The 12,497-nt window shown below is 63.0% G+C and carries 12 protein-coding genes; 5 read left to right on the top strand and 7 right to left on the bottom strand.

The features are described 5' to 3' along the window. Positions 1–41: 41 nt before the first annotated feature. The 5 genes from ACODSO_RS14530 to dapA all read right to left on the bottom strand — a co-directional run bounded on the left by ACODSO_RS14530 (position 42) and on the right by dapA (position 5,782). On the bottom strand, positions 42–1,556 hold the full coding sequence (locus tag ACODSO_RS14530) for a mannitol dehydrogenase family protein (protein WP_489037459.1): 1,515 nt from the start codon (positions 1,554–1,556) through the stop codon (positions 42–44). A gap of 5 nt (positions 1,557–1,561) precedes the next feature. Further along, entirely contained in the window at positions 1,562–2,779 is a 1,218-nt protein-coding gene (gene manD / locus ACODSO_RS14525; protein WP_489037458.1) for a D-mannonate dehydratase ManD, read from the bottom strand. Continuing rightward, on the bottom strand, positions 2,776–3,786 hold the full coding sequence (locus ACODSO_RS14520) for a 2-hydroxyacid dehydrogenase (RefSeq protein ID WP_489037457.1): 1,011 nt from the start codon (positions 3,784–3,786) through the stop codon (positions 2,776–2,778). The genes manD and ACODSO_RS14520 overlap by 4 nt, the downstream gene beginning before the upstream one ends. Continuing rightward, positions 3,787–4,800, bottom strand: a complete 1,014-nt coding sequence (locus tag ACODSO_RS14515; protein ID WP_489037455.1) for a LacI family DNA-binding transcriptional regulator — start codon at positions 4,798–4,800, stop codon at positions 3,787–3,789. Between the two features lie 103 nt (positions 4,801–4,903). Beyond that, on the bottom strand, positions 4,904–5,782 hold the full coding sequence (gene dapA / locus ACODSO_RS14510; RefSeq protein WP_489037454.1) for a 4-hydroxy-tetrahydrodipicolinate synthase: 879 nt from the start codon (positions 5,780–5,782) through the stop codon (positions 4,904–4,906). 164 nt (positions 5,783–5,946) lie between these two features. Between dapA and ACODSO_RS14505 the strand changes: the two genes are divergently transcribed. Continuing rightward, entirely contained in the window at positions 5,947–6,660 is a 714-nt protein-coding gene (locus ACODSO_RS14505) for a GAF and ANTAR domain-containing protein (RefSeq protein WP_489037453.1), read from the top strand. 148 nt (positions 6,661–6,808) lie between these two features. Here the strand turns inward: ACODSO_RS14505 and ACODSO_RS14500 are convergent, their stop codons facing one another. Then, the gene (locus ACODSO_RS14500; RefSeq protein ID WP_489037452.1) at positions 6,809–7,381 is read right to left on the bottom strand and encodes a TetR/AcrR family transcriptional regulator; all 573 of its coding nucleotides are present in this window, start codon (positions 7,379–7,381) and stop codon (positions 6,809–6,811) included. Positions 7,382–7,502: 121 nt separating this feature from the next. Between ACODSO_RS14500 and ACODSO_RS14495 the strand changes: the two genes are divergently transcribed. From ACODSO_RS14495 to ACODSO_RS14480, 4 genes are all read left to right on the top strand, one after another. Beyond that, positions 7,503–9,086 (top strand): MFS transporter, encoded by a 1,584-nt coding sequence (locus ACODSO_RS14495; protein WP_489037451.1) that lies wholly within the window; start codon positions 7,503–7,505, stop codon positions 9,084–9,086. Between the two features lie 201 nt (positions 9,087–9,287). Further along, a complete protein-coding gene (locus tag ACODSO_RS14490; RefSeq protein ID WP_489037450.1) occupies positions 9,288–10,124 on the top strand; it encodes an SH3-like domain-containing protein in 837 nt (278 codons plus the stop codon). Between the two features lie 82 nt (positions 10,125–10,206). Then, complete coding sequence (gene scnC, locus ACODSO_RS14485) at positions 10,207–10,890, top strand: thiocyanate hydrolase subunit gamma (RefSeq protein WP_489037489.1); 684 nt, start codon at positions 10,207–10,209, stop codon at positions 10,888–10,890. After that, complete coding sequence (locus ACODSO_RS14480; protein ID WP_489037449.1) at positions 10,887–11,234, top strand: thiocyanate hydrolase; 348 nt, start codon at positions 10,887–10,889, stop codon at positions 11,232–11,234. The genes scnC and ACODSO_RS14480 overlap by 4 nt, the downstream gene beginning before the upstream one ends. A 15-nt stretch (positions 11,235–11,249) precedes the next feature. On the opposite strand, the gene ACODSO_RS14475 is transcribed toward ACODSO_RS14480, so the two are convergent. Next, positions 11,250–12,431, bottom strand: a complete 1,182-nt coding sequence (locus ACODSO_RS14475) for a zinc-dependent alcohol dehydrogenase (protein WP_489037448.1) — start codon at positions 12,429–12,431, stop codon at positions 11,250–11,252. Between the last annotated feature and the right edge of the window lie 66 nt (positions 12,432–12,497).

Raw genomic sequence — 12,497 nt, 5'->3', positions numbered from 1 at the left:
GCCGGGTCGACCGGCGGAAAAAGAGAGGGTGGGGGTATCGATCAGTGATGAGCTGCAGGAACGGTCGCGTGACGCGCGCTCGATGTCGCCGCTTCTACGGCGGCCGCGCGTGGACCGTGCCGTACGATCATATCCACGTATTCTGCTGTGCGTGATAGGAATTCGCCGAATTCACCGAGCTCGCTCGGGAAGATTTCTCCGTCGGTGAAGACACTCTCGACGAATTCTTCGATGGACGCTGCCGAATCGGCAAGTCCTGCCAGTCGCGGTCGTGCGGGGTCGGCCATGGCACGTGCGTGCGGACCAGGATCGAAATTCTGCGGCGGCGCGATACAGCACAGGTACGCCGCAACAGTGAGGGAGAGATGCTGTGGTACGACGCCGTTGCGCAGGTGCTCCAACGCCGGGGCAGGAATCCGCTGCGCCAACTTGACGGAGCCATCGGATCCTACCTGTGATGTCCTATGTCCCAGTGCCGAATTGGACCATCGCATGAAAAGTTGTGCGATGTAGTCGTCGATGTCGACTGACTCGGGAACGGGGACGGTCGGTAGGTACTCGTCGACCAGTACTGCCCTGGCCGCCGCCTCGACGAAGGGCTTGGCCGTCGAATCGGGAATGGTTCCTTGCCCGTCGAGTGCACCCAAATAGGCTATGAGCGAATGGGTTCCGTTGAGCAATCGAACCTTCATCAACTCGAACGGTTCGACGTCGGAGGTGAACCTCGCACCGGCGACCTCCCAGCTGGGACGTCCGGCCGCGAAGAGGTCCTCCAGGACCCACATCGTGAACGGCTCGGCGGGCACCGCGATGGAGTCGGTTGCCAGAAGCGCTGAACTCGACGCAGCGTTGTACAGCTCACCGCTCGCGGGGACGATGCGATCGACCATCGAGTTCGGAAACTGCACCGAGTGCGCCAGCCAGTCGAGAACGTCCGTCGCACCGGACCGTTCGAGAAATTCGTGAACGAGTGCGGCTGTTCGCCGACCGTTGGACAGCACGTTGTCGCAGCTGGCGATCGTGATCGGTGCGCCGTGAGTCCGTGCTCGGAGCGCAATCCCCCGCGCGATCTGTCCGATCGTCGTCGATGGGGCCGTCTCGTCGGCCAGATCACGCTGCACCGAGAGAGACTGGACGTCCAACGTCCCGGTTTCGGGTGAAAACGTGTAGCCGTGCTCGGTGACCGTGACGGTCACGATCTTGACCTGTGGGTCGGCGATTGCTGCGACAACCCCCTCGGGGTCCTCGGCGGCCACCATCACACCCGTGTGAGATCCAGGAACACCGACCCTCGACCCCGTCGGCGAAATCTCCACTACGCCGTAGAGCAAATCTTGCTCGAGCATGGCGTCGACGACCGAACGAGAGCGATGTGCAACCCCGAGAATGCCCCACGGACCGCCGTGCTCGGCGAGCGCGCGCGCCGTGTAGACGGCCTGATGCGCTCGATGAAAGTTACCGAGGCCGAGATGGACGATCGACGTCCCCTCGGGCCGATCGGGCATCGTGAGCAATTCTGCGGACACTGCACTGCGCGAAAGCTTTCGGATAGTCACCGTGCTCACCAATCTGTCATGGAGCCGTCGAGCCGACGCGCGACCGGAAGGTACGCGGGCTCGTAGGGGTACCGTGCGGCGAGTGCCTCGTCGAAGTCGACTCCGAGCCCTGGCGCCTCACCCGGCGTCAGGTAGCCGTCGGCGAACGACCACGCGTGCGGGAACACCTCGTCGACCAGGGGGCCGTAACCCATGAACTCCTGGATACCGAAGTTCGGAGTGGACATCCCCAGGTGAATACTGGCCGCCATCGTGATCGGCGAGACGTCGGACGGACCGTGCGGTCCGCAGCGGACCTGATGAATCTCGGCGAGCGCGAATATCTTTCGCACGTGACTGATTCCGCCGGCGTGGGCGATGGCCACGCGAATGAAGTCGATCAAGTTCTCCGAGATCAGCTGCTGGCAGTCCCAGATCGTGTTGAACACTTCGCCGATCGCGAGCGGCGTCGTGGTGTGATTGCGTACCAGACGAAGCGCATGCTGGTCCTCGGCTGGTGTCACGTCTTCGAGCCAGAAGAGATCGACCGCTTCGAGGGACTTCCCCAACCTGGCTGCCTGCTGCGGAGTGAGTCGGTGGTGGGCGTCGTGCAGCAACTTCAGTTCGGAGCCGACATGTTCACGTACGGCAGTCAATACCCCGGGAACATGGTTGAGGTACGCGTCGGTGTCCCAGACCTCTTCCACCGGGTGTGCCCCGCGCCCGGCAGGCTCGTACCCTGCCGCGCCTTTGTGTACGCCGTAGACCGACTCGAGCCCTGGCACTCCCGACTGGGCGCGAACCGCCCGAAAGCCCTGTTCACGCCGCCTGTCGACGGAGTCGAGCAGCTCCGGCACGTCCCAGCCGGTCGCGTGGGTGTACGACAGTATGCGGTCGCGAACCGCGCCGCCCAGCAGCTGGTACACCGGCTGCCCGAGTGCCTTTCCCTTGATGTCCCACAGCGCCAGGTCGACTGCGCCGATTGCAGACATGGTCACCGGTCCACGGCGCCAGTACACACCCCGATAGAGGTACTGCCAGGTGTCCTCGATACGCGCCGGATCGCGGCCGAGGAGAAGCGGGGCAACGTGGTCGCGTAGATACGACGCCACGGCCAACTCGCGGCCGTTGAGGGTTGCGTCGCCGTAGCCGACGACGCCGTCCGAGGTGGTCACCTTCAGCGTGACGAAGTTGCGCGTCGGGCTGCAGACGATGACCTCTGCGGCAACGATACGTTCACTCACGATGCGGACACCTTCGAGGTCGACAAGCGCGGTCCCGTAACGAGATTGGACAGCGGCTCCGCCCGAACGAGTCGACCGATGTTTGCGGTGATGTCGTCCACCCGACCTTCGAACGTCTCGCTGGTGATACCGGACGAATGCGGAGTCATGACGAGGTTGTCCAACGTGTGGAACGGATGAGCCGACGGTGCGCCGAGACCGTCCGAGTTCGGATAGTCGTACCAGACATCGATCGCAGCGCTGCCGAGCGCGCCCGAAACCAAAGCGTCGTACAGGGCTTCTTGCTGCACCAGCGGTCCGCGCCCGACATTGATGAGCACTCCGTGCGCGCCGAGCGCTGCAAGTTGCTCGGCACCGATCATCCCGGCCGTACCGTCGTTCAACGGCGCGGACACCACGACGATGTCGGCCTCCGTCATCAGATCATCCAGCCGATCGATCGCTCCGGCCCAGGAAAGCCCGTACGCATGCGCGTCGACGGATCCGGTGCCGGTGACGGCGATTCCGGTGCAACCGAATCCCTTTATCAGGGACCATGATTGCGCGCCGATGTGGCCGAATCCGACGAATCCGACGGTTGCAGAACCGAAGGTATCCGGCTGGTTCAGTGCCGTGTCGTACACGGGGGTCGCCCAACGTCCCTGTCGCAGTGCTCGGTCCTGCCCGAGAAATCCGCGTCGGAGTACAACCGCGGTCGACGTCACGTATTCGGCGATCGAGCGTTCGTGATGGAACGTGTTGGCAACGAGAGTGTCTCCGGCCAGTGCGTCGAATGCGACACCGTCGGTACCGGCACCTGCGACATGAACGAGGCGCAGCCTCTGGGCAGCCGACGCCAAAGCCGAGGTGAACTTGCCCCCGACGTATACCTCCGCGTCGGTAATGTCTGCAACAAGAGCCTGCTCGTCGAAGTTGCTGTGCCACATCACCTGACAGTTCGATTGAAGCTGACTCTCGAAGCGCTCCCGATGCGGGAGGAGATTGGAATCGGCCACGACGATCTTCATCTAAGACTCGTCCTTTCGTGTGAGTCCAGCGCGGTCACGGGGAGGCCCGGACGAAACGCGTACGACCAATTGAGTGGGAAGATGCACCACGCGAGGCTCCGAATCCGGTTCGGTAGCGCGCTGGAAGACAAGGTCGGAACTGACGAGCCCGGCCCGGCCCATCGGGACATTGATGCTTGTCAGCGCCGGATGTGCAAGCTCGGCCAGAGGTGAGTCGTCGATGCCGATGACGCTGAGATCATCCGGCACCGAGAAGCCCATCGAGCGAACGCCATTCATGACGCCGATCGCCATGGGGTCGTTGTGGGTCATAACCGCGGATGCTCCGGTCGCGATGACACTCGCCGCTGCCGCATGTCCACCCGCGAGAGTTTCCTGCTGCCAGCCGAGTATCTCGATTTCGATATCCCGCGCTGCACCGAACTTCTGGATTGCCTCGACCCGGCGGGAGTTGGACCAGGACAGCGGGGACCCTTGAACGTATGCGATGTGCGAATGCCCCAGCGCCACGAGATAGTCGACGGCCTGTCGGATCCCGTCCTCCGAATCAGCTACGACACAATCGCATTGGTCGGACAACCGGTTCACCAAGACCAGCGGTGTGTCCCCTGCCAACTGCACGATGTCCTCCGCCGGCAGTCGCGGTGCGCACACCACAAGAGCGTCGACACGCGACTGCAACTCGCCGATCACCTCGCGTTCGCGGTCGGCACTGCCGTCGGTGTCGGTCAGCACGACGGTCTGTCGACGATGCCAGCCCTGCGCCTGAGCCGACTTGACGAAGCTCGCGAAAACGGTATGACCGATGTCGGGTACCACGACCGCGACGGTGCTGGCCGCACGACGCACATCGGACGTGCGACCCGACGCCGCGCTGTAGCCGATCTCGTCGGCCGCGGCGATGATGCGCGCGAGCGTGTCGGCGCCGATTCGGTCGGGTGCGCTGAAGGCCCGCGACGCGGTGGAGAGCGAGACACCCGCTCTCTCCGCGACCTGAGTCAATGTCGGTGCCATGCCTCACCCTGTCTGCTCGTTGTGATTGCGAGCACAACATTGACATAGTTTGCGCAATATTGTCAACGAGTTGCGCAAACTTGCAGCGAGGCGGCTCCAAAAGTCAGTCGAGCAGCCCCGCAGTACGCAGGGCAGCACGGACATCTTCGTGGTGCCAGGCGTCCAGTTCGACGAGCGGCAGCCTGATGCCCCCTGGCATGAGTCCCATTTCTGCGAGCGCCCATTTCACCGGAATCGGGTTCGGCTCGGCGAACAGAGCGCTGTGCAGGCCCGCGAGAGTGGTATCGATCTCCGACGCCGTTTCCGCATCCCTGGCCAGCGCCGCTTCACACATTCGAGCCATGGCATCGGGCGCGACGTTGGCGGTCACCGAGATGTTCCCGTTGAATCCCGCCAGCATGCTGGCCCGAGCCGTGCTGTCGTCGCCGGAGTAGAGCGCGAAGCCCTCCAGTTCGAGCGCCACCAGTTCGCGAACTCGATCGAGGTCACCAAGCGCTTCCTTCAACCCGACGATGTTCGGAATTTCGGCCAGTCGTGCGACGGTCGACGGCAGCATGTCGCATCCGGTCCGTGCCGGGACGTTGTACAGGTATTGCGGAATGTCGACGGCTTCGGCGATCGCACGGAAATGTCGGTACAGACCCTCCTGTGGAGGCTTGACGTAGTACGGCGTGACGAGCAGGGCGCCATCCGCGCCCGCTTTCAACGCAGCTCGGGTCAGTTCGATGGCCTCGGATGTCGAGTTGGCACCTGTCCCGGCGATGACCGGAACCCGTCCTGCCACTGCGTCGATAGTGCGTCGGATGACCTCGGTGTGTTCGGTGACCGACAGGGTGGAGGACTCACCGCTGGTCCCGACGGACACGATCGCCGACGTACCTCCGATGACTTGGCGCTCCACCAGTCGGTCGAGGGCCTCGTAGTCGACCTCTCCCGTCTCGGCCATGGGGGTGACAATTGCAACGATGCTGCCGGTGATCACGCTTCTGACGCCTTCCGTCGTGAGGGTCGAAACTCCGTTCCGAATCGTAGACGACGTGCGCCACTGATCCGGCGCCGACAGACGACTGTGAGCTGATGCTCGGATCGGATAAAGTCTGTTGGCCGATCGAGGCACGATGGTCCCCGTGCGGAAGGACAGTGTGGATGCCGAAATCGTCGAATGGCTTTCGGCCGTCGGACACGACGGCACTACTCGCCGAGTTGGCTCGGACCCTGCGCGATTCCAGGCGCTCGATGCCGGAGACTCTGGACGAGATCCTTCGATCTGCTCTCATCTTGATCACGGGCGCAACCAGTGGGTGCATCACCACCGTGAACAAGGGCAAGCGAACCGTAATTGCCTCCACCGATCCGCGTGCAGAGCGGTTGTGCCTGCGTCAGTACGAACTCGACGAAGGACCCGCGGTCACCGAGGTGCGCCATCACGACGTCGTCGTTGCCGCGGATCTCGACGTGGAGAACCGGTGGCCACTGTTCGCCTCCAGTGCCGTCGACGAGGGCATCAAGTCGCTTGCCGCGTTCGAGCTCTACAGCAACGCCGACGATCTCGGTGTACTCGAGCTCTACAGCAATACCGCCGGAGCGTTCGATGCGGATGCAGTCACAACCGGTGAAGCACTCGCCGCGCACGCCGCCATCGCGATGCTCGCCGCCCGAGACGATCAACAGTTTCGTGCCAGCCTGGCCAGTCGGGACATCATCGGACAGGCCAAGGGGATGATCATGGAGCGTTACGACATCGACGCAGTGCAGGCTTTCGAGCTGCTGGCGAAGTTGTCACAGCAACAGAACACCCCACTACATCGCCTCGCCCGGGAACTGGTCGACATCGACCACCCGACCGTCTCCGAGTTCTGAGCAGCGAACCTCGGTTCGTCACCGGGGGTTTCGAGTTGGGCCCGTCGAGGCATGCGCACAAGGGTGCCGTTGCTCAGCAGCGATACCCGCGGACGGGTGCGTGGTTGAGCACACAGCTATGCAACCGTCCGTCGCGACATCCATCGCATCAGTCCGTCCGTACCTCGCAGAGCCGTCGAACGGCCGACTCGATCACACGGCATCGCCGATCCAGTTCAGCGTCGGACGAGACCGCCATCTGTCCCGGTGTGGTCAACCAGGCCGACACGATCCCGAACAAAAGGGTCATCAGGTCCTCGGCGGCGACATCCGCATTGAGCGTGCCGTTCCGCTGGGCCTGAGCCACCTCGGCCGCACGGGCGTCCAGGACGCCTCCGATCGTATCGTCGCCTTGAAGACACGACGCCTGTTGTAGCTGCGCCCACAACAGAATTCGATGCTCTTCGGGTTCCGAACACAGATGCCGGTACACGCGTGCAGCAAACTGCCCAAGATCATCGACGGTGAACGGCACTGCGTCGGCGAAGCGAGCGAAACCGTCGGCGACCGCTGCGGCGAACAGCGATTCCTTGTCCCCGAAGTACGCGTACAACCGTTCTTTGCTTGCGCTCGCGTTGGCAGATATCCGGTCGACGCGTGCGCCGGCGAGTCCGTACGCTGCGAATTCGGTTCGGGCAGCGGCAACGATCCGCGCCCGAGTCGCTCCTGCGTCAGCTCTCATGTGACCGACCTTACTACGTTCCAACCAACTAGTTCGTTTGACTGCAGCCTGACTGCCCCATAAGTTACGAGTGATACTTCTGCGCCCGAGACTCTCAGCGAACTTCAGTAGGGAAACGATCATGGACCAGCAACTCGACGGGCACGCGCCCGCCGCGAATCCGAACTACGAGCGCCGATGGCTGGTGCTGTGCATCGTCGCCATCACTCAGCTCACGATCGTGCTGGACGGCACCATCGTCAACATCGCCCTGCCACAGGCGCAGCTGGATCTCGGCATCAGCGACGGCGCCCGCGCCTGGGTCATCACCGCGTACGCACTGGCTTTCGGCGCATTGCTGCTACTCGGTGGGCGTATTGCCGACTACTGGGGTCGCAAGCGTTCGTTCATCGTCGGCATGGCAGGTTTTGCGGTCGCCTCCGCCGTCGGCGGTTTGGCGCAGGAGGGGTGGCAACTGTTCGTGGCACGCGCAGGCCAGGGCGTCTTCGCGGCCCTGCTCGCTCCCGCCGCACTGGCCATCCTGACCGTCACGTTCACCGAACCCAAGGAACGCGCAAAGGCATTCGGCGTGTTCGGTGCGATCGCCGGTGGCGGCGCAGCGGTCGGTCTTCTGCTCGGAGGCGTGCTCACCGAGTATGCGAACTGGCGTTGGTGCCTGCTCGTGAACATCCCAGTGGCCGTATTCGCCATCGCCGCCGCAGTGCCCTTCGTGAACGAGAGCAAGGCAGAAGGAAACACCCGCTACGACCTGCCCGGTGCCATTCTCGTCGCGCTCGGTCTTGCCTCACTGGTCTACGGCTTCACCGAGGCCGAAGACGGCTGGGCGACCGTGTCCACCATCTCGTTCATCGCCATCGGACTGCTGCTGCTGGCTGCCTTCGTCGTGGTGGAGGCGAAGTCGGATCATCCGCTGCTTCCACTCAGCGTCTTGCTCGACCGCGATCGAGGCGCGGCGTACATCGGTTCCGCTGTCATCGGCGCTGCGCTATTGGGTGGCACGTTGTACCTGACGTTCTACTTCCAGATCGTGCTGGAGATGAGTCCGGTAGTTGCCGGCGTCGCATCGTTGCCGATGACTGCGGGCATTCTGGTCACCGCTGCCGTTGCATCGGCGCTGATGCCGAGAATCGGACCGAAGCCGATGATGGCTGTGGGCCCACTGGTCTCGGCGATCGGCCTGGCATTGCTGACGCAGATCGGTGTGCACACCTCCTACTGGACTCACGTCCTGCCCGGCGTTGTCCTCCTCGGTCTCGGTCTGGGATTGCTGATGGTTCCCATGCAGAACGTGGCGCTGATCGGCGTGCCCGATCACGACGCAGGAGCGGCCAGCGCGCTGATCAATGCAACACTGCAGGTCGGTGGAGCGCTCGGCGCTGCCGTGTTCACCACCGTGTACACCTCCAGCAAGTCCTCGTACCTCGCCGACAATCCGGCCCCGACTCCCCCGGCGGGCGTCCCCGCGGAAGCGCTTGCAACGCAGGAAATTCCGTCCGACGAGGTTCTCGCATCACTGCCGGAGCCCATCAGGGAATTCGTCACGGCCACCATCGATCACGCATTCTCGGCCGAGGTCTCAGGCTACGCATGGGCCTTCGGCACGGCCGCGATCATGGTCGCCCTCGTCAGCCCGGTGGTGGTGTTGCTCGTCCGCGCGAAGAAGGACGACGTCAAGGTCAGCGATACCCCTGTGCACATCGGGTAGTAGTCCTGGGTCCTGCGATCGTCGAATTTGCCGACGCGTCGAGCCCGGATGTGAGATCTTAAGATCTCACGATCCAGGTCGGCGTGCGGCAACCGACTGTGCCCCACGATCGAGTACGGAGTAAGCGGATAGTTCGCCGTGAGGCGACTGCCGCGACTACTGGTAGCAAGTGAGTGTGTCCGGAACGCGAAGGCATCTTCGATGACCAACTCGGCAGAACGTGCAGCACAACTCGACCTCGTATCGCGTCTGAAATCGGCCTACCCCGAACTTCCCGACGCGCCCACCCCGGATCTGATCGACCATTCCCGATACGCGGCGTACCTGAAACCGTCCCATGATGTCGGCGGTGAACCCGACGCACCGATCAAGTACGAGAACAAGGAATACGAACACTGGGAACACCTGACCTACGTCATCTGCGAGGTTCTCGCGTGGCGAGGAGTGTGGGTTTCCGAGGAACGTCGGCGAATAGGGAACGTCGACGTGGGTCGAGCGGTCTATCTCGGCCTTCCCTACTACGGCCGATGGCTACTGGCCGTCGCTCGCATTCTCACGGAGAAGCGGTATATCAGTTCCGGTGAACTGAGCGACCGCATGGAGAAGGTCCAGCAGCGCTACGAGGGCGGGTTGAAGGGCGCGATGCCAGACGCTCACCCGGCGTTCGAAGGCGATGGGTCACAGATCGCGCGCAATTCTCATCACATTCATGCCCTCGGCAAGGGCGATCCGCAGGTATTCGCCGGGCGAGCAGGCACTCCGAAGTTCGCGGTCGGCGATTCCGTGGCGGTTCGAGACTTTCCCGTTCTCTTCTACACCCGCACTCCCGAATACGTGCGCGGCGCCACCGGCGAGATCGCCGCCGTGGCATACGAAAGTCCAGCCCCGGAGGACGAAACCTGGGACCGTCCAGATGCGACTCCGGAGTGGTTCTACGTCGTTCGATTCGACCTCGCACACCTGTGGGACGGCTACCGGGGACCGGCCTCGGACTCCCTGCAGACCGAACTCCCGGAGCGCTGGCTTCGATCGAGCTGAACGCACACGACATTCACGGTCCACACCCTCTGGAGGCAGCGTGTCCGATCACGATCACGACCACACCCGCACCGTGGCACCCATGGTCGACGAAATCACCGACTTCGAGGTGCTCGAAATCGCCCTTCGCGAATTGTGCATCGAAAAGGGCATTTTCACCGCCGAAGAGCATCGACACTTCACCGAATTCGCGGAGCAAATCGGTCCGACGCCCGCCGCCCGTCTGGTTGCTCGTGCGTGGCTCGACCCTGCCTTCCGGCAACTCGCTGTCACCGACGCGATGGCCGCAAGCCGCGAGGTCGGAGTGGATTGGATGGAGCCGACAGGTTTCGGAACGCCGAGCGACTTCACCGCCTTCGAGATTCTCGAAGACACACCCACCCTTCATCACGTCATCGTCTGCACCCTCTGCTCCTGCTATCCCCGGCCGATTCTCGGTAACTCACCGGAGTGGTACCGGACGCCGAACTACCGGCGCCGTCTGGTCCGATGGCCCCGGCAAGTTCTTGCCGAGTTCGGACTCGTGCTTCCCGAGGACATCGCCGTCCGAGTGCAGGACTCGAACCAGAAGCACCGATTCATGGTGATGCCGGTTCGCCCAGCCGGAACCGAGGGATGGAACGAGGATCGACTGGCGGAGATCATCACTCGCGACTGCTTGATCGGGGTTGCACTGCCCACCCCGGGAGTGACCACCAACGTGATCACCGGCACCAGGCCGGCCATCCATCCTGCGAGCAGAGCAACGGCCGAGGACGCGTCATGAGCTACACCGAGATAGCAGTACTGAACGACATAGTTGCCCGCGACCATGTCTGGCCTCGAATGGCAGCCAAACACGGCGTCAGCAACCCGCTACCGCCGTGGAAGTCGAGTCTGGATGCTCTGTGCGACGTCCTCGATCGAGCATCGTGCGACACCGACATTCCAGATTTCTCGCAGCGCCGGAACGAGGAGGACGACATGTCCGCGTCGACGTACGCCGACCTCCCCTATCCGGAGAACCAGCTGGTCGCGCTCGCGCACTCACTGATCGCACGCGGCGTCATCGACGAGGAAGAGTTGCGCCAACGCCTCGTTGTCGTACGCGAACGGCTGGAGATGCAGTAGGACCGACGTCATTCGTCACGGCTTCAGAATCACCTTCACCGCACCGTCCTGCTTCTTCTGAAAGATCTCGTACGCATGCGGCGCTTCATCGAGCGGAAGTTCATGGGTGGCGAAGGTATCGACTCCGAGAGGGTCCTCATCGGTGAGCAGGGGCATGATCTGCTCGACCCACTTCTTCACGTTCGCCTGACCCATGCGGAGCTGAATCTGCTTGTCGAACATCGTCAACATCGGAAGTGGATCGGCCATCCCTCCGTACACGCCGATCAGCGAGATGGTGCCGCCGCGGCGGACGATGTCGATCGCGGCGTAGAGCGCACCGAGCCTGTCGACCCCTGCCTTCTGCATCATCGGCTTGCCTATGAAGTCGGGCAACATCCCGGTGATCTGCTGAGCAGCTTTCGCTACAGGTGAGCCGTGGGCTTCCATGCCGACTGCGTCGATGACGGAATCGGTGCCCCGGCCGTCTGTCATGTCACGAATGACATCGCCGAGTTCGCCGGCATGCTGCCCGAGATCGACGATCTTGATCCCACGTGCCTGCGCGCGGGCCAGCCGCTCCGGAACTCGATCTACTGCGATGACGTCGTATCCGAGATGCGTTGCGATGCGGGCCGCCATGTCACCGATCGGACCGAGCCCGAGAACGGTGACGGAACCGCCGGCGGGAATCTCTGCGTACGCCACTGCCTGCCAGGCAGTAGGGAGGACGTCCGAGAGATACACGAACCGCGAGTCCGCGGGGCCATCCGGCACCTTGATATGAGTGAACTGGGCTTGCGGTATGCGAAGAAGTTCGGCCTGACCACCGGGGACGCTGCCGTACAGTTCGGAGAAGCCGAACAGTGCCGCACCCATTCCCTGATCTCGAACCTGAGTGGTCTCGCACTGGGTGTACAGCGCCTTGTCACACATATAGCAACTGCCGCAGGATATTTGGAACGGAACGACAACCCTGTCACCGATGGCTAGGTTTCCGACCTCGGCGCCGACCTCGCGGACGATTCCCATCGGCTCGTGTCCCAGAATGTCCCCCGGGTTCATGAACGCACCGAGCACCTCGTACAGGTGCAGATCCGATCCACAGATGTTCGTCGACGTCACCTCGATGATGGCATCGGTCGGCTTCTGGATGACCGGGTCGGGCACTGTGTCGACCCGAACGTCTCGCTTGCCGTGCCACGTTACTGCTCTCATGCGAAGTTCTCCTCGATGTGGGTACGGATGTGGGGTACGTCGGAAGTCCGTTCATCGCTTCACCGA

It is taken from the genome of Rhodococcus sp. FG69 (assembly GCF_057808915.1).
This window is presented reverse-complemented; position numbering and strand designations above follow the sequence as displayed.

What these genes read in the sequence shown, in the direction of transcription:
- ACODSO_RS14520 (WP_489037457.1), bottom strand. Translation starts at nt 3,786, where the DNA reads ATGAAGATCGTCGTGGCCGATTCCAATCTCCTCCCGCATCGGGAGCGC.
- ACODSO_RS14515 (WP_489037455.1), bottom strand. Translation starts at nt 4,800, where the DNA reads ATGGCACCGACATTGACTCAGGTCGCGGAGAGAGCGGGTGTCTCGCTC.
- ACODSO_RS14505 (WP_489037453.1), top strand. Translation starts at nt 5,947, where the DNA reads ATGCCGAAATCGTCGAATGGCTTTCGGCCGTCGGACACGACGGCACTA.
- ACODSO_RS14500 (WP_489037452.1), bottom strand. Translation starts at nt 7,381, where the DNA reads ATGAGAGCTGACGCAGGAGCGACTCGGGCGCGGATCGTTGCCGCTGCC.
- ACODSO_RS14495 (WP_489037451.1), top strand. Translation starts at nt 7,503, where the DNA reads ATGGACCAGCAACTCGACGGGCACGCGCCCGCCGCGAATCCGAACTAC.
- ACODSO_RS14490 (WP_489037450.1), top strand. Translation starts at nt 9,288, where the DNA reads ATGACCAACTCGGCAGAACGTGCAGCACAACTCGACCTCGTATCGCGT.
- scnC (WP_489037489.1), top strand. Translation starts at nt 10,207, where the DNA reads ATGGTCGACGAAATCACCGACTTCGAGGTGCTCGAAATCGCCCTTCGC.
- ACODSO_RS14480 (WP_489037449.1), top strand. Translation starts at nt 10,887, where the DNA reads ATGAGCTACACCGAGATAGCAGTACTGAACGACATAGTTGCCCGCGAC.
- ACODSO_RS14475 (WP_489037448.1), bottom strand. Translation starts at nt 12,431, where the DNA reads ATGAGAGCAGTAACGTGGCACGGCAAGCGAGACGTTCGGGTCGACACA.